Genomic DNA, 16,521 nt, shown 5'->3' with positions numbered 1-16,521 from the left:
GATGCCTATAGATCCCAAACTAGCCCAGATGTTACTGGAGACTTTTAAAACGGAGTTACAGGAACTTCATCAGTCGATGATCAATGACCTGCTTTCACTGGAAAAAGCGCACAGCGCCGAAGAAGTAGAGGAGATTTTAAAAAGACTGTTTCGCTATTCACATAATATGAAAGGGGCGGCTGCCTGTTCATCGGTAGATGCGATTGCTTCAATGGCGCATCGACTGGAAGACCTATTCAGCAAATGGCGAGAAACTCATCATACCCCAGACATTAGTCAGATTAATGCCTGCCTTGAGGTCGCTGATAATACACTTCTGGCCCTCGAGGACCATTGTAATGCGAAAACGATTGATATTGAGAATTATCTGAAACCCTTATCGGGTAGAAAAACCATTCATAGTCATACGGACGCGGGGGAAAGTGAGTTAATCAAATTACCTTTGGCAAGGCTGGAACGGGTGAGTGCAAAAGCGAATGAATTTATAACCTACCGTTTAAAACTAATGAACTGGTTTAAGAGTATTGATTATTATTTAAGTAGACTCAATGAAACCGATCTGGATCTGGCTCCCTTACTGAAGGAACTGGGCACAATTTCCAGAGACAGCGGGCAGTTTCTAGGGGAGTTTAGCCGGGCTGTTCAGTCTTTACAGGATGACTTAAGGGCGATGCGTATGCTGCCCATATCCAATCTGCTGGTTCCTTTAAATCGAACGGTAAGAGATGTAGCTGCCAGTCTGAATAAGGCGGTTGAGTTGCAGGTGCAGGGTGGAGATATCGAGCTGGATAAAACAATCATTGATGCCATCAGAGAGCCTTTGGTTCATTTGGTCCGAAACGCGATTGATCATGGCATTGAATCGGATGAAAAGCGAAAAGAATTAAATAAGCCGCATCCTGCGATTTTATCAATTCAGGTTACTCAAAGTTCGGGAAAAATCAAACTGAGCTGTTGTGATGATGGACAGGGAATTAATCTTGATAAGATTAGAAAACATGCGGTAGAGTCGGGCTTTTACAGTCAGGATGAAGTAAACAGTCTTGATGAAGAACAGCTTCTTGATTGTCTCTTTTTATCGGGATTTTCTTTACAAAAGCAAATAACAGAATTGTCCGGGCGCGGTGTGGGCCTTGATGTGGTTAAGAATGCCATCGAAAAAATCAAGGGAACGATTCAAGTTAAAACTACACCAGGTCATGGAACCTGTTTTATATTTAATTTGCCGCTAACTCTGGCGACTACTCGTGGTGTGTTTTTTAAAAGTAATGAGCAGACTTTCATGCTGCCTACGCTTTCGTTGGACGCGCTTTATGAAATTGAGCCGGATAAGCTTCAGCAGGTTGATAACAAATCTGTGCTGATAGTAAATAACCGGCCCATTCCGATCAAAATATTGCAGGATCTCCTTTATGCTGAAAAGGCAGTTATTGACCGCAATAGCCTATACTATGGTCTCTTGCTTAATTTTAATAATAAGCCGCTGATTTTATTAGTGGATGCCATTCTCGATGAACAGGATTGCGTAGTCAAACCCCTGCCTTACCCCCTAAGCAAATTGGAACAATTCATCGGAGTGACTTTAACCGGAGAGAGCGAATTGGTTCTGGTGCTTGATCCGATAAAATTAATGCAGCGGGTCCAGGCCGATGAACAAAGCTGGTTTAAACATGACCCACAAAGCAAAGAGTCGCGAGAGATCTCAAAAAAGAGAGTCTTGATAGTTGATGATTCATTAACAACCCGTAGTTTGTGTACTAATGCTCTCGAAGCAGCAGGTTATGAAACTGTTAGTGCGGATAATGGTCAAAAAGCATGGCAACTTTTACAGAATAAATCCTTTGATGCAGTGATCACCGACATTGTCATGCCAAAAATGGATGGTTTTAAGCTGACAGAATTAATTAAAAAAAGTGAGAAGCTGTTTCATACCCCGGTAATTATTGTCTCATTACTTCATTCCGAGGAGGACAAGCGGCGAGGACTGGAAGCAGGTGCCAATGCGTTTCTGGTAAAAAGCGAATTTGACACGCATTCACTGATTGACGTCATGGAATCACTCTTATGAAAAAGCCTATCCGGGTTCTGATTGTGGATGATTGCAATGTGACCACGCAATTATTGTACGCGATTCTCAGCGCTGAAACAGACATCGAGATTGTTGGTTGCGCTCAAAATGGACAAATGGCAATCAAACTTGTCAAAGAATTGAAACCAGATTTAATCACTATGGATATTTATATGCCCGTTATGGATGGGGTTGAGGCAACTCGTGCCATCATGCAGCAATGTCCTACTCCAATCATTATCATCAGCTCTCATGCCAATGAGCGCCAGACCGAATTAACATTTAGTGCTCTACAGGCGGGTGCGCTTTCCATCATTGAAAAGCCGCAGCGGGTTCTCAATGATGGCTTTGATAAGCTTCAAAAGCACATTGTCAATTCAGTTCGGGCATTATCTGAAGTAAAAGTGGTTTCCCGTCGCTCTCCATCACCTGCAGAGCCCAGAATTCAGTCACCAGGTTCTAATTTATCAGCTATCAGGATTATTGCCCTGGGTTCCTCGACGGGAGGCCCTGAGGCGCTCAATTATATTATTTCCGCGCTTCCTGGAAGCTTCCCCGTGCCCCTGGTTATCACCCAGCATATTACTGAAGGATTTTTACCGGGCCTGGTTCATTGGCTGCAACATAAGACGTCATTGGTTTTGGAGATTGCTGAAAATAATCAAAAATTACTTCCAGGTCATGTGTATTTTGCACCGGATAATCATCATTTACTCATTAAGCGAGAAGTGGCACCAATCGCTATTTTAGAAAGCTCACCGCCGATAGGGCATTTTAGACCATCCATTACTCCCTTATTTTCGTCTTTGGCAAAGAATTATCCTGAAACTGCCGTTGGCGGACTATTAACCGGCATGGGAGGTGATGGTGCGCCAGGGCTTTTAGAGATGCGTCAGGCCAACTGTATTACATTTGCTCAATCAAAAGAAACATCCGTAGTATTTGGCATGCCTGCCGTAGCTCTTTCTATCAAGGCCACTGACCTATCTATCGATTTGGAGAAAATTCCGGAATTTTTAACTAAACTCTTATGAGGGAGGGAAAATGTCATGGGTCAAAAAATTCTGATTGTTGATGACAGTGCCACAGCAAGAGCACTGTTTCGAGCCTGTCTTTTTGGCGATCCTGATTATGAAGTGATTCAGGCTAGCCAATGGGAGGATGCAGTTGAAAAAGCGGAATCCGAACAGCCGTTTTTGATTGTGCTCGATTATAATATGCCAGAAAAATCCGGTAGTGAAATCGCTAAAATTATGATGGATCGCGGTATCAATACCCATTATGTTTTGCTAAGCGCCAATACCCAACAGGCTATAATTAATGAAGTAAAGGCTTTGGGCTTTTTTGATGTACTGGAAAAGCCTGTTTCAACGGAAGAAGTGCATGCGTTACTAGAGAGATTATCATGATAAGCCTGACAGCAGAGCAGGAAGATGCGCTGATTGAAATTGGTAATATTGGTATGAGTAAAGCAGCGAAGCAATTGTCTCTGTTATTGAATTCAACGATTAAAATTTCCATTCCCAAAATTACGTTTATTAATATCAATGACTTAACAGAAGAAAATGATTTTAATGATGAACAAGTACTTTCTTATGTTTATCAAAATATCTCACAGGATTTGGTAGGCTCTGCCGCTTTAGTATTCCAGCGCGAGCAGGCGAATGTATTGACTGTTACCGTTATAGGGGAAGCGCCCCAACTCACTCAGGAGGAAGTTCGGGCTTGTGAGCAGGAAGCCATGCTGGAAATTGGCAATATTATTATTAGTTCCTGTTTAAGCGTCATTATGAATATGCTGTCACAAACGGTAAAATTAAGTCTGCCTGTTTACAATGAAAATAATCTTTATAATTTATTACAAAGCCTTTGCAGGCAAATCTCCAAATCAACTAGTAATATCATTGCAATCTCTACCAAACTGGAAACATCAAATGATAAGTTATCCGGCAGCTTATTTATAATTTTAACCGAAGACTCAGTAATCAAGCTGTTAAGGAGCATCAAGGAGTTGATTAATGATTAGTGAGAACGCAAATCGACTACTGTTCAGAGAGGTTTTTGATGCCATTCCTATTGGATTAATTCTGTTTGGCCAGGATCGCCGGATTCATGCCTGGAATCAATGGATGGAACGGAAAACCAATATTGATTCTGAAAAGGCAATCGGCCAGACTCTGGAATCCTTCTATGAGGATCAAATCAGTGTTCGTTTCAATTGGGCCCTGGATCAAGTACTAAATTATGAACATCCGCAGGTTTTATCCAATATTCTTAACAAATTTATTATTCCAATTCCTTTAAATGAAGAGGCTTATCTTGATCTCGATATGATGCAGCAAAATGTTGAAATTTTACCGATTCATCAGGAGGAGGAGCAAATGGCTCTGGTGGTGATTCAGGATGTTTCAGCCAAAGCGCATTTGAATGCAACGCTGATGTCAATGGCCAGTAAATTTGAAAAAAACAGTTTAATTGACCTGCTAACTGGCTGCTACAATCGCCGCTTTCTGTGGAAGCACCTGGCGAACGAACTGGTCAGTGCGCAGCGCGAAAAATACAATGTGATTTGCTGTATTTATGATATTGATCATTTCAAGAGCATTAATGACCGATTCGGTCATCATGGTGGAGATGAGGTATTGCAGTCTTTCGCTAATATTGTTCGCTCCGAGCTGCGTGCCAATGATTATTTTTTTCGTTACGGAGGAGAGGAATTCATTACCTTGTCAACGCATGTGCCGATTGATGATGCCGCACTCTTACCTAATCGAGTACGCAGCCGTCTGGCAGATACTCTCACGCATGGTTCGGTCAGGAATGTTGTGACCTGCAGCGGCGGCATTTCATACTGGCAGCCGGATAATCCAGCCATTTCTCCGGAGAAACTGGTCAAATTGGCGGACATTCAACTCTACCAGGCTAAAGAAAGCGGTCGTAATTGTGTGGTAATGAATAATGCAATTCAGAATGAACGGTTTTAACCAGGCTATTCACACAGTTATCCACAGATTTTGTGGATAAATCAATAAGACGCAGGGTATGGATTCAATTCCGAAACGCCTTTAAATACAAGGTGTTAACATGAGAGTAAGCAATTATTGGATAGCTTGAACCAAGGTATGAGGTTAAACTTATCCACATACTTTATCATGGATATTTTTTGCAGAAAACGCATTTTACCTTCTTTTTTCCTGAAGAACCAGTCTTGACATTTTGGCCTTGTTATTTTCAGATCAATTTTTTGTTCTATCTATCTGATAATTAATTGGATTGCCATTATGACGGGCAAAAGAATTTTTGCCTGCTCACATGACCAGGCATTTGGCGGCAGAGGGATCTTCGCCTCTTAATTTAAATAAAGCCGCTTCGATTAACTCCTGAGCATCATCCAGATCATTGTTTTTCAGTTCCTGCCGGTAATTAGAATCTTTCCTGACTGAATTTAAGAACTTGCGGGTTGTTTCAAGATAGGACTGGGCTTCTTTCAGAACGGGCGCTGAAATTGAGTTTATAGTCAGATTATTGACATCCAGTGCGGAGAGGGTGCGAACAATTTCCAGTGCAAAACTGACGCGTCGAATCCGATAATTAAAGCGTTGAGGATCTTGAGAATGGAATCCTTTACTGTTAAATGTTCTTTGCCAATAAAGTTCATTTAATTGTCCCCCTTTTATTAAGCACTCCAGGCGTTCATTAGGCAGGTCCAGATTCTTATAGTAGTATTCGGCACGATCAAACTGCTTGCGCAGGCTCAGAAAATCAATATTTCCCTGGTTTACTTCAAAGGCTGAAAAATCAGCTTTTGCCGCCTGCAAAATTTCATCTGCAGTTTTCTTTAAGGCTTCGCTGTTCATTCCCGCTTTAAATTGATGAAGCACGGTTTCATTGTTTCGCAGCACGATAGCGCCAGGAATAAAAGGTTCAGCCAGGACCAGATCTGCCGAAGTCAATGCGATTTTCTCGGTCAATTGGCCAAAAACCGTTAAATGGGCTTGATAGGGTTTCCAGTCAATCATCCGGATTTCGTTATTACCATACTTCTTGCTTAATTCAGCGACTATGTCTTTAAGATGAATATAAATCGCCTCCAGGGCCTCATTACTGCTCTTCCTAAGGGAGTATCCAAAATAAAAATTATTAAACAATGCAGGCGCCTGAAGGGTTATTCTCTCAGGAATCGCATTTTGCAAAACAGCTTCGGTTTTGCCGATAAATTCCGTAATTAATGTCTCATTCGCAGGATTATAATCGATACAGGCGATCGATATATGCAAATTTTTCTCGGTATATCCCTGCATCTCTTTAACCTGAGCGTGCACAGCCGCGGAGATGTTTCCCTTCACATAGGCTGGAACTTTTATCGACAATAAGGGCATAATATTCTCAAATAAAAAGTATCCTTAAAGTATACATGTTTTTTTTCAAACTTCGACACAGGCCTTAGCTTTCGAGAGTGTTCATTAAACTGTGTCATTACTTACAGGAACGCCGTCATCTCGAACGCAGTGAGAGATCTCCCAAACCCTGGTTTGTGCCAGATCCAGAGATCTCTCACTGCGTTCGAGATGACATGGGATGGCATAGTTTTTTTTAAACTTCGAGACTGCCTTAGCTTTCGAGAGTGTTCATTAAACTGTGTCATTACTCACAGGGACACCGTAATCTCGAACACAGTGAGAGATCTGCCAAATCCTGGTCTGTGCCAGTATCCGGAGATCTCTCACTGCGTTCGAGATGACATGGCAGGTGGGGAGGATACTCTATACTAGTAATACAAAAGGAACCTGCTTTCAGGAGCACGTATGCTAGGCACTCTTTTAACTCAATCAGCAGTAGAATTTCCTGACAAGATCGCATTAATTACTGAGCAGCAGAAAGTCACTTATTCAGAATTACATCAATTATCAAATCGGCTGGCTGCTTCATTTCTGGCAGAAAATATAAAGAAAGGGGATTGTATCGCCTTTTTACTACCCAATTGCATGGAAATCGTATTGAGTTATTATGCCTGTTTTATGATGGGCGCCATCGCACTGCCTGTAAATATCAATTTCGATGATGCGATGATTAATAATGTATTTTCCTTCTGCAAGGCGCGGGTCTTAATCACGAACGCAGAATTTTATCAGAGGCTGATAAAAAATAAGAGCGCACTTGATGGTATTGAGCGCTGTTATCTGATTCAGGGTGCAAGTGATTATCCAGAAACCAGGGACTTCAAAAACCTGCTCGTTAAATCGCCATCCATTCAGTTTCCTGAGCCCTTGGAAGACGATGCGGCCTTAATTTATTACACGTCTGGCACAACTGGTTTACCCAAAGCAGTATTGCATACACATCGAGGGTTGATGCAGGGCACGAACAATCAGATTGAACAGATTCAGATTAATGCCGATGATAGTACTCTGGTCATGTTTCCCTTATGTTATCTGATTGGACTAGGCTCGCAGATTCTTCCATTTCATAAAGTGGGAGCGACTATAGTATTGCTGTCAACCTTTGAACCGCTGCGGGCGTTGAAAAGTATTATAGAAAACAGAATTACTAAAATGTATGGATTTCCAAAGCTGTATCTGGAATTGCTGACTCAGGCTGAGAAGGACTATGTTGCGAATAATGCTTTAAATTTTTGCTTTTCAGGAGGGGAGGCGATAGCCCCGGCCTTACAGAAACGATTTAAAGACATTTTTAATATAGAACTTACAGAAGGTTGCGGTATGTCTGAACTACAGATTTATTGCATGAATCCACCGTATGGGAAGAAAAAATTAGGTTCAATTGGTTTGCCGATTGTGAATGTTGAAATGCGGCTGATTGATGAAAAAGGGCTTGCCGTGGTTGAACCTCATAGCATAGGTGAGGTTATTGTTAAAACTGGTAGCATGACTGCTGGCTACTGGCATAATGAAGGACTCACTCAGCAAATTATAAAACAGGGATGGTTTCACACCGGCGATTTGGCTTATCTCGACGCCGATGGTTGCTATTGGTTTGTTAGCCGAAAAGCAGACATTATTAAACGCGGGAGCTTGCTGATATCTCCTCTGGAGATTGAAAATGTGTTTTATCAGAATCCTGAGATTAAAGAAGCGGCTGCAGTCGCTCTGAAAGGAGTCGAAAACGACACAATTATTGTTTTTGTGTTGTTGAAAGACGGAGTTTCGGATCATGCTGCCTACTCATTACTTGATTTTGCCAATCAAGCCTTACCCAAAGAAAAACAGGTTGACCATGTTCAGATTGTGAATCAGTTGCCCTATGGGGTTACAGGCAAAATCAATCGAAAAGAGCTGAGGCAGTGGGCTAAGCAATACATCGAGGCTTGATTCGATTTCCAATTAAACATGCAGAGAAATGACCGGCTTGTGTCTTTTTGCTCGCATAAATGTTATAATGACCATATTTTAGTCTATATGGACAGAGTAAGTTAATGAAAGATCGCTATGGCAGAGTATTTGAAGAGAATGAGATCCGAAATGCGGATTGTATCAGTTTTACAGACTTCAAAAGTTTACATGAGTTTGGCGAAGGTGAGTTGGTTTTAATTACTGATACTGATGGAGGTAAAAGGGTTTATCTTTTCTCCGATCTTCAGGAACAGCTCAAATCAGGCCACTATTGCCGTTTGACCGATCCAATGACAAGACAGGATATTCTGAATCAGATTCCCGAGTTTAATGCAGCGATACATTTTGAAGAAAATGCCGTTCATTATAATGCCTATATTTTGGACCAATATCCTCACTTGATACAGTTGTTAAAAACTTATGTAGAAGAGGTGTTAAATATTCAGGATGAGAAGGCTGGAAGAGGTACTTTATTAAATATAATTCAAGCCAATCATAGCCCGAGGCTTGCAGAGTTTTACCAGGAAGTGGCTGATCTTCCAGTTGAAGAACGAGATGCGCTTTATTCTTTATTCATTACTAACCGAACACTTTATAAAATGCGCAATCGCGACGGAAATTTCTTATATTTTCCAGCTAAATGGATACCCACAGTTGGCAATCCAAAGGAGCAGTTTGATTATAAGTCAATGATTGAGCGGGGTTATTATACTCCTTTCCCTCATAGAAATGTGCGGCTCTCTGATGTGATTAGTAATCCGGAAGATGCCTGCATGCACTCTTGGGGGATGGATATTCTGAATATGTTACTTGAATATCATGTGGGAAGTAATAAAGAATTCAAAATTTTCGATCCTGCAACCAATTGGATTGCGTATAAAATGGAACAGGATTTGCGGCATAGAGTGGAAAAATCTATCACCCAGCCTCTCCACCCACAAAAAGGAAAATACGTTTTTGAGCAGGCTAAAAAAGTAACGGCTCCAGGTTTTTCCCAATCCTCGATGCCTCCCGAACACAATACCGCTGAATCAGTTGCGATGCTTACGAAACTGAACAAAGCATGCGAGAAATACATGCAGCATCTTTTAAATAAGATGAATGTTAACGGACTGTTTATTGATTATCCATTACCCCTTACTTTAGTTGCGCAAAACCGATGTTCAGAGGAGAAGCTGATCAATAAATACAAAGCAGTTTATGAGTTATATGAATTTTTGCACAGCAATGGTCCTGGTATTGATAACAATAGCCGTATTAATCAATTTGCCGAACGCTATAATGAAGAAAACCGGCAGAATACAATTGCTGAGCACAGGGATGGGGCCGGTATACGATTTTTAAATGTTTTATTTTCAATATTGACAGTGGGGATAAAAAATCTTGTAACGCATTGGGTTACAGGTGGATATTACGGATTCTGGGAATCCAGAGGCGCGTCTTTCAATAACGAAGCAGGCGATTGCTTAAAGGCATATACTGCGGCTGTCTGACGAATCGGCTGCAAAATTTATCAGCTGCAGCGGGAAGGCTAATCCGCCAGTTCCTGAAACGGAGCCTTTGTTTCCTGCCACCATTTATCCATATAATAGGATTTACCATGTTTGTAGGAGAAGCCTGGATTTTCTATGATACCCCAGAAAAGAAATAAAATAATAAACAGCCAGGTAAAAAACACATAAAAAAAGGAGATCATTTTATCGGATAATGTGGCGTATTTAGGAAAGTTAATTGTACCCACTTTTTTACGATAGCGAGGTGCCAAAATGCCGGATTTTAAATTGCTTTTTAAAAGAATACAGAACATATACAAAGAGCAACGAAATATTCTTAAATTTCTGGTAGAAATAAAAGGACTTTGAATGGCCTCTTGCACCAGGATTTGATCAAAGCGGGTTCCCGCCGTTAAGGAAAACAGAGCTTGCATAATGGCGACTAATAAAAAACTTTGATTTGCCGCACCAACTACCGACCACTGTGCTGTGACTGAATAATGAAAAATTTCTACAAGCGCATACCCAGCGGCGATAAAAATGATGCAGTCAATACAATCATCAATGAGTGGACGAAACACTGCTTTTCTCCGGCTTTTATCACTAGAGCTTAGCATAGCCGATCTCGACAGATATAATTAGCAAGAATAATAAGATTGGAGCATGGCTGGATACGGCGGAGAGGGGAGTGTCCATTAAACTGTGTCCTTACTCACAGGCACAGTGCAGGGCGTGGCATGGCTTGACACAGTTTGATGAAGACTCTCGCGAATAGATTTACTTTGCTCGGAATTCGGTGATTGACTAATCAAAATTTCTTATCACGTAATTGATTCTTTTCATTATTAGTAAGCGTTCTAATTTGCTTATTATTCTCGGGCGACATAAAAAAACAATAAGGAAATATAATGGACGCATTTGAAAACAAGAGTAATTTAGAAACAATCACTGTTTATAAAACCCTGGATAAAGACTATGGACGCACAAAATTTGCGGGTCCTGGTTACGTACGGCGAGTTTGATATGGAAAAGTATAAAGAGCTCGAGGAATTGTTAAATCCTGATACGGTTGACGAAACACTGTAAGCTGCTGCCATTAAGTTAAGGACTTCTGTCATTCCCGCGAAAGGCGGGAATCTATTCCTCAGTCGGCATTGTGGCTAGCTCAGAGATGGATCCCCGCCTTCGCGGGGAGGACAGTTTATATACAACTGCTGCGCGGTGGAGAGGGGATCGGATATTCTTAGCCTGACGGCTCTGGGCCAAGGCCCCAGTCCGTAAGCCAGGCTCACGGGGAATAAGGAAGTTATTATGAATAATTTACGGGTTGAACAGCGCGCTTACAACCTCGATGATGCGTTATTAATTGGCCTTGATGAAGCCGAGAAAAATCAGATTACGCCGGCTTTTCAATGTATAGGCAATTTGAAACATGAGGGGATTCATTTAAGCACTTATCTTTGTGCTGCCAATAACAATCAGTTGAAACTATCCTCTCTGGGCGGAGCAAGCGGCAGTGAGCCACAGGCCAAAGTAAAAGCCTTGTTTGAATCCTTAGAAAAATCAATTGGCATCAGTCTGTATAAAAATAATTTACTAAACCAGTATTTATTTTCCACCGCGAATTCGCCATCCACGAGTTTTCTGACTAAGCATCAACTAATGCCCAAACGTTTACTGGAAGAAAGCTACCAGAAAAATCCTTACCCCTGGGTTAAATTGCACCATCTCAACAATAAAAGCAGCATGTATTACCCATTGGCTTTAATTTATACTTTTATTGATGAGCACATCGCTTCACTTAGTAATGATATCGGGCTTGCTATTGGTGCGACCCGCGAAGAGGCAATCATTCACGGTATTAATCAATGGGTAGAGCGGGATGCCTATTCTTTGTTCCTGTTAAAAACAGTGCTTCATCACAATCCAGTTCCAGCAAGGGTAATTCGAAAGAATACCTTGCCTCCATCCATCACCGAAATCATAGCGGCTATTGAGCAGCATTATGATGAGAATATATTAGTGATGGATATCACTAGCGATAATTCTATTCCAGCCTTCGTTGTCAGTTTTACCCGGCAGACAATGCTGCTGCAACCACAGGGGTTTGGCGCTTCACTTTCCAAAGAGGCGGCATTGAAACAAGCCCTGTATGAATCAGTACAGTATAAAGAGCGATTTAATGACAATGCCAGGGCTTATCGTGAGCAAAATGCCAGATTTTTTGAGCATAGCCCTTTGCTGTTAAAGGCGATGATCGGCGATCTGCAAGTGCTGGTAGATAATAAAATCAGTGTAGAGAAGGATTGGGATGAGGTTCCTTCCTATTGTATGCCAAACACCTTGAGTCAGCAAATTCAATTGATGATCGAACGTTTAGAGGCCTGTCAGGCGAATATTTATATCGCTGATCTTTACCAGTCATCCACGGGGGTGGCGATTACTTATACCTTAATTCCCGAGCTTGAAAATTTCAGTCTAATACGCGATGCAAAATGTGTGGCGATTAAGGAGCGGGCAAGGAGTATTTTAAATGAATTATGAAAGGCAAATGCCATCCCGAATGGCTTTGGAAAAAGCAAAGTCAACGCTTAATCTATTGAATTTACAAGCGGATTTACAGCAATATGGCACTGAGATTAAAACCTCTCATTGCAAATTAACTGATAATCAATCCCATTCCATTTTTTATGGTTGCGGTAAAGGAATCGGGATTCAATCAATAGTAAGCGCCTGTTTTGAGGCACTTGAACATTATGCGGTGTTTGATTTTTGTCAAAAACATCAGAATAACTATTTTTCTTTAAGTAATCCCCTGATTGCAGATCCTTTGAAAACGCATCAACTCCTGGCTCCTCAAATATATCAGGAAACAGCCGAAATGCCCTTTGCCAGATTTGCGGAAATTTCCACTGGTGAAATACTGTATTATCCATTGTATTTAATCGATCCACGCTATGCCAAAAGCCCGGCTGCTCAGGATATATTTAATTACGAGCCTTATTCCTGGCAGGCTTGTGATTCGGGCATCGCTTCAGGCACCAGTGAGGAGGAGGCCAGTATTCATGCCCTGAATGAAGCGATAGAGCGTGACGCTTACTCTTTATTCCTTATCCAGGCGTTTATGTTGCATGCGCCTGTTTCGATCATCGACAAAAATTCAGTGCCTGAGTATTTAAAAGAAATGATCAATCAGATTGAGCGGGAATATGATGAGGAACTTCTTCTTGTGGACATCACCAGCGACATAGGTATCCCAAGCGTTCTGGTCAGCCTGACTAAACAATCGATGCCTGTTCAACCCATTGGTTGTGGTACTTCGCTTTATAAGGACTATGCTCTGGAGCGTGCGCTGTTGGAATCTTTACAGCCTTTGCATTTATTTAATGATCACTTGCTGGAAAATCAGCAGAAAACTCTGGGTAATCTCGCAGAAAAACCATTATTGGCCCAATGTGCCAAGGCAGACATTGCCAGTCTGTCAGCCCAATTTCAAATAAAGCATTTTGATTCGCTTCCTGATTATAAGGGAGCTTCCTCGCTAAATCATCAATTAGAGACCATTATTCAAAGTATTCGCAAGCAGAATTTTTCTATTTATAAGACAAATCTTGCTGAACTTGATAGCGGATTTCATTGTGTGAAGTATATTATTCCTGGCCTGGAGCAATTTTATCTGGTAGAAATTGGAAAACATATTCTACCGAATACAAGAGGTATGAATTTTATTCGGAATAGACAAGCGACAGTCAGTAAGCTTAAAGAGGTTATTTGAGAGAAAAGGATAAATGAAGTTACTGGATCCTCAACTACAGGTTTTTTTGGCTGTCGCAAAGCATAAAAGCATGCATGCAGCGGCGAAGGCGGTGCATTTAAGCCAGACGGCGGTTACTCAACGTATACGCGCTTTGGAAACCAGATTACGGACGACCCTGTTTATACGCAGCCATCATGGTGTCTTGCTGACCTCGGAAGGTGAGGCTTTGCTTCGTTATTGTCAGGCTTCTTCCGAACTCGAAGGCATTGCCTTATCGAATATTCATGGGGCGGGGATGGAGTCGACTGTTCGATTGTGCATCAGCGGTCCCACCAGTATCATGTCCTCACGGATAATTCCTGCCTGCCGGCCTTTATTAAAAAAATATCCTCACTTACTTATTACCTTCCACATTAATGATTCTGCCCAGAGAATTGCCTCGCTGCAAACGGGCAGCAGTCATTTTGTAATCATTGAACCGCAGCATCTGTTTAAAGAAATGCAAGTAAAAGCAATTCAGCCAGAGCGTTATGTCCTGGTGGCAACTTCCGCCTGGGCTGGGCGTGATCTTAAAGATATTTTGCAAACAGAGCGAATTATCGATTTTGATGAGTCTGATCTGATGACGCTTAGTTATCTGAAACACTATAATCTGCTTGAATATACTCAATCAGAACGCCATTTTGTGAATATTAACGAATCATTGCTCAGTTTATTTACTGAGGGCTATGGTTATGGCGTTTTATCAGCCGAACTGTGCCAGCCTTTTCTGGAGAAAGAACAATTAATCGCTCTGAACTCAGGTCAGTATTATGAGAATACACTCGTCCTTGCCTGGTATGCGAGGACAGAAGCCCCGTCATATTTTGCGGATGTTATCGATTCCATAGTTTAAATTGACCATAATTCTTTCTGGAAACTTTTGTCATTCCTGAGGTGTAGTTGCGTAAATAAGATAGGTGAACAAAAAAACGTCTTTGCGAGCGCTAGCGAAGCAGATCCAGATCCTGGGTTTGTTCAAGTTCCGATCTGGATTGCTTCACTTCGTTCGCAAAGACGATAGGCTAGGTGATTGATTCTATTGCGCAGCAACGCCCGCTTTCACGAGGATGACAGTTTAATATACAATTGAGCTTAACTTAGATTCGGCAAGCTATTCAGCACTGAATTATATGAATGATTTGATTGAAAAACAAACAGAAGTGGTGGGTGAATTTATTTCGCCATTACTACAGCTGCCTGCGGAGTCGTTTTTAATCAATATGCCTCTGGATTGGGATACGGCCCATAGTTTAAGCAGAAGTTGTCAATGGTTTGGATTCTTCAGAGCGAATAGTCAGGTTAAAAACTCTGTTGGCTCTGTTTATGAACTGCTTCATTGTTTTGAGCTTGGTGATTACGTTCGCGCTAATAAAATTGCCCACTCCTGTCCTTCTGCGATATTTCGTTCTGTTAATTATCGGTTTACCCTTCCTCAAAAAGTGCATTGCGTTCTATATACAAGCCCCCTCCGATACGCTCTGGAAACCAATAATCAACGTATGCTAGCGCTATTTAAGCAAGTAGTAGAACCCGATTTGACTGAACAATTTAAATGCTTTGAGAGACAATATAAGGCAACAGACAGTTATCGGCTAATCGAACGAGTTGCCGAATCGGATTACGATGGTGTTGAGAAGATAATTAAAGTCAATCCGGAGTTGATGTTTAAGCATGTGATTTATGACCCTGAAAATCAGCTAATTCTTCCGATAACTGGTGAGAAATACAAAGCAATTTATCAAGCGGCGTGTCCTGAGTATATCAGTCCATTAAAACTGGCGTTTAAAAATTATGACAGCCATATGTGGTCGATGTTTTATGAGCTGATAAAAGAGGATCCCAGACGTCTGGAATTGTTTAAACGGCAAAAAGAAGAGCAAAACGAATTATATGACATAGGACCGCTCCTGAATGCATATGATCAGTATTTGCTCATTTGTGAAGAAATACATAAAAATCATTCCGAAATAGGGCAGATACAAGAGGATGTCTTAACCCAATCGTTTAATGAGGTGGGCCTGAAACAAAGAAACGCGCCGCGGCATTTTTTATTAGAAATATTTCGCCAGGACCCTCTTTGGGGACAAGTGCCAGATTCAGGGATAAAGACCAGTACAAGGCCGCCTTTGCAGTATCTCAGTTATTTTGAGGAAGAGGGAGATATTAATATAAGCCGATTATTTGCCTTCCTTGGCCAGGATTTAAGTATTGTTCGGGGCGAGAGTGCTGTCGGCGCTTTGTTTATGCCCTGGACTCAGGCTTGTAATGCAAAAAAAGACCGCGATACCCTGGAGAATTTATTTCGTTTGAGACAACAGGAATTAGCGGAATTGTTACCCCTTTCTGAGCCGGAATTTAATACTATTAACCCCTAAAAGAAGGTGCAGAAAAAACCGTCTTTGCGAGCGTTAGCGAAGCCTGCTCCTTACATCTGAATTGCTTCACTTCGTTCGCAAAGACTATAAGTTGGGTGGGATGGCGGATATTTGTAAATTTTTGTAACCAATTGTTACAGCACGCGGTGATTTTATATTTCCTATCTATACTTTAAATGCAAATTGTCTTTTTGGAGATCGAGCAATGAGTATTTCTCTCTTGGAAGACAAGGATGTTGAAGTTATTTGTGGCGGAGACCCAAGTCCTGGTATTATTTGGCAGCTAGAAAATAATGGAAACACACATAACGTCACCGCGTCTGTTCAGACAGCCACAGTTTTTGCAAAAGTAATTCAGCAAATTCCAGGCAATAATATTCCGGGTATTAATCTTACCCCTGTCGGTGTCAATCCCTAATTCAGCTTGAAAGCCAGT

General features: G+C 41.4%; 14 protein-coding genes. 12 read left to right on the top strand and 2 right to left on the bottom strand.

The features are described 5' to 3' along the window. The first annotated feature begins 1 nt into the window (after position 1). From E1O89_RS13270 to E1O89_RS13250, 5 genes are read left to right on the top strand one after another with little or no spacing between them, the layout of a single operon-like run. Positions 2 to 2,068, top strand: a complete 2,067-nt coding sequence (locus tag E1O89_RS13270; protein ID WP_133140566.1) for a response regulator — start codon at positions 2 to 4, stop codon at positions 2,066 to 2,068. Continuing rightward, positions 2,065 to 3,102, top strand: coding sequence for a chemotaxis-specific protein-glutamate methyltransferase CheB (gene cheB, locus E1O89_RS13265; RefSeq protein WP_133140565.1), 1,038 nt, complete (start codon positions 2,065 to 2,067; stop codon positions 3,100 to 3,102). The genes E1O89_RS13270 and cheB overlap by 4 nt, the downstream gene beginning before the upstream one ends. A 15-nt stretch (positions 3,103 to 3,117) precedes the next feature. Next, positions 3,118 to 3,477, top strand: a complete 360-nt coding sequence (locus tag E1O89_RS13260; RefSeq protein WP_133140564.1) for a response regulator — start codon at positions 3,118 to 3,120, stop codon at positions 3,475 to 3,477. Further along, positions 3,474 to 4,094: a chemotaxis protein CheC gene (locus tag E1O89_RS13255; protein WP_133140563.1), complete on the top strand. Its 621-nt coding sequence runs from the start codon at positions 3,474 to 3,476 to the stop codon at positions 4,092 to 4,094. The genes E1O89_RS13260 and E1O89_RS13255 overlap by 4 nt, the downstream gene beginning before the upstream one ends. Then, the gene (locus tag E1O89_RS13250; RefSeq protein ID WP_133140562.1) at positions 4,087 to 5,052 is read left to right on the top strand and encodes a sensor domain-containing diguanylate cyclase; all 966 of its coding nucleotides are present in this window, start codon (positions 4,087 to 4,089) and stop codon (positions 5,050 to 5,052) included. The genes E1O89_RS13255 and E1O89_RS13250 overlap by 8 nt, the downstream gene beginning before the upstream one ends. Positions 5,053 to 5,376: 324 nt before the next feature. On the opposite strand, the gene E1O89_RS13245 is transcribed toward E1O89_RS13250, so the two are convergent. Continuing rightward, complete coding sequence (locus E1O89_RS13245; protein WP_133140561.1) at positions 5,377 to 6,447, bottom strand: hypothetical protein; 1,071 nt, start codon at positions 6,445 to 6,447, stop codon at positions 5,377 to 5,379. A gap of 426 nt (positions 6,448 to 6,873) precedes the next feature. On the opposite strand from E1O89_RS13245, the gene E1O89_RS13240 reads away from it, so the two are divergent. Continuing rightward, complete coding sequence (locus E1O89_RS13240; RefSeq protein WP_133140560.1) at positions 6,874 to 8,397, top strand: class I adenylate-forming enzyme family protein; 1,524 nt, start codon at positions 6,874 to 6,876, stop codon at positions 8,395 to 8,397. A gap of 104 nt (positions 8,398 to 8,501) precedes the next feature. Further along, entirely contained in the window at positions 8,502 to 9,911 is a 1,410-nt protein-coding gene (locus E1O89_RS13235; protein ID WP_133140559.1) for a hypothetical protein, read from the top strand. A 38-nt stretch (positions 9,912 to 9,949) separates the two neighbouring features. Here E1O89_RS13235 and E1O89_RS13230 read toward each other — a convergent pair whose 3' ends face one another. After that, positions 9,950 to 10,528, bottom strand: coding sequence for a hypothetical protein (locus E1O89_RS13230; RefSeq protein ID WP_165483165.1), 579 nt, complete (start codon positions 10,526 to 10,528; stop codon positions 9,950 to 9,952). 694 nt (positions 10,529 to 11,222) lie between these two features. On the opposite strand from E1O89_RS13230, the gene E1O89_RS13225 reads away from it, so the two are divergent. The 5 genes from E1O89_RS13225 to E1O89_RS13205 all read left to right on the top strand — a co-directional run bounded on the left by E1O89_RS13225 (position 11,223) and on the right by E1O89_RS13205 (position 16,503). Then, positions 11,223 to 12,455, top strand: coding sequence for a YcaO-like family protein (locus E1O89_RS13225; protein ID WP_133140557.1), 1,233 nt, complete (start codon positions 11,223 to 11,225; stop codon positions 12,453 to 12,455). Next, entirely contained in the window at positions 12,445 to 13,686 is a 1,242-nt protein-coding gene (locus E1O89_RS13220) for a YcaO-like family protein (RefSeq protein WP_133140556.1), read from the top strand. The genes E1O89_RS13225 and E1O89_RS13220 overlap by 11 nt, the downstream gene beginning before the upstream one ends. Positions 13,687 to 13,699: 13 nt before the next feature. Further along, on the top strand, positions 13,700 to 14,563 hold the full coding sequence (locus tag E1O89_RS13215; RefSeq protein WP_133140555.1) for a LysR family transcriptional regulator: 864 nt from the start codon (positions 13,700 to 13,702) through the stop codon (positions 14,561 to 14,563). A 277-nt stretch (positions 14,564 to 14,840) separates the two neighbouring features. Next, positions 14,841 to 16,085 (top strand): hypothetical protein, encoded by a 1,245-nt coding sequence (locus E1O89_RS13210; protein ID WP_133140554.1) that lies wholly within the window; start codon positions 14,841 to 14,843, stop codon positions 16,083 to 16,085. 205 nt (positions 16,086 to 16,290) lie between these two features. Continuing rightward, positions 16,291 to 16,503: a hypothetical protein gene (locus E1O89_RS13205; protein ID WP_133140553.1), complete on the top strand. Its 213-nt coding sequence runs from the start codon at positions 16,291 to 16,293 to the stop codon at positions 16,501 to 16,503. Positions 16,504 to 16,521 lie beyond the last annotated feature (18 nt).

The sequence above is a fragment of the Legionella genomosp. 1 genome (assembly GCF_900640215.1).
Taxonomy (GTDB): Bacteria; Pseudomonadota; Gammaproteobacteria; order Legionellales; family Legionellaceae; genus Legionella_C; species Legionella_C quinlivanii_A.
Note: the sequence above shows the minus strand (reverse complement) of the source record. Positions and strands in the feature narration are given on the sequence as shown.

What these genes read in the sequence shown, in the direction of transcription:
- E1O89_RS13255 (WP_133140563.1), top strand. Translation starts at nt 3,474, where the DNA reads ATGATAAGCCTGACAGCAGAGCAGGAAGATGCGCTGATTGAAATTGGT.
- E1O89_RS13240 (WP_133140560.1), top strand. Translation starts at nt 6,874, where the DNA reads ATGCTAGGCACTCTTTTAACTCAATCAGCAGTAGAATTTCCTGACAAG.
- E1O89_RS13225 (WP_133140557.1), top strand. Translation starts at nt 11,223, where the DNA reads ATGAATAATTTACGGGTTGAACAGCGCGCTTACAACCTCGATGATGCG.
- E1O89_RS13205 (WP_133140553.1), top strand. Translation starts at nt 16,291, where the DNA reads ATGAGTATTTCTCTCTTGGAAGACAAGGATGTTGAAGTTATTTGTGGC.
- E1O89_RS13260 (WP_133140564.1), top strand. Translation starts at nt 3,118, where the DNA reads ATGGGTCAAAAAATTCTGATTGTTGATGACAGTGCCACAGCAAGAGCA.
- E1O89_RS13245 (WP_133140561.1), bottom strand. Translation starts at nt 6,447, where the DNA reads ATGCCCTTATTGTCGATAAAAGTTCCAGCCTATGTGAAGGGAAACATC.
- E1O89_RS13215 (WP_133140555.1), top strand. Translation starts at nt 13,700, where the DNA reads ATGAAGTTACTGGATCCTCAACTACAGGTTTTTTTGGCTGTCGCAAAG.
- E1O89_RS13250 (WP_133140562.1), top strand. Translation starts at nt 4,087, where the DNA reads ATGATTAGTGAGAACGCAAATCGACTACTGTTCAGAGAGGTTTTTGAT.
- E1O89_RS13210 (WP_133140554.1), top strand. Translation starts at nt 14,841, where the DNA reads ATGAATGATTTGATTGAAAAACAAACAGAAGTGGTGGGTGAATTTATT.
- E1O89_RS13235 (WP_133140559.1), top strand. Translation starts at nt 8,502, where the DNA reads ATGAAAGATCGCTATGGCAGAGTATTTGAAGAGAATGAGATCCGAAAT.
- E1O89_RS13230 (WP_165483165.1), bottom strand. Translation starts at nt 10,528, where the DNA reads ATGCTAAGCTCTAGTGATAAAAGCCGGAGAAAAGCAGTGTTTCGTCCA.
- E1O89_RS13220 (WP_133140556.1), top strand. Translation starts at nt 12,445, where the DNA reads ATGAATTATGAAAGGCAAATGCCATCCCGAATGGCTTTGGAAAAAGCA.
- cheB (WP_133140565.1), top strand. Translation starts at nt 2,065, where the DNA reads ATGAAAAAGCCTATCCGGGTTCTGATTGTGGATGATTGCAATGTGACC.
- E1O89_RS13270 (WP_133140566.1), top strand. Translation starts at nt 2, where the DNA reads ATGCCTATAGATCCCAAACTAGCCCAGATGTTACTGGAGACTTTTAAA.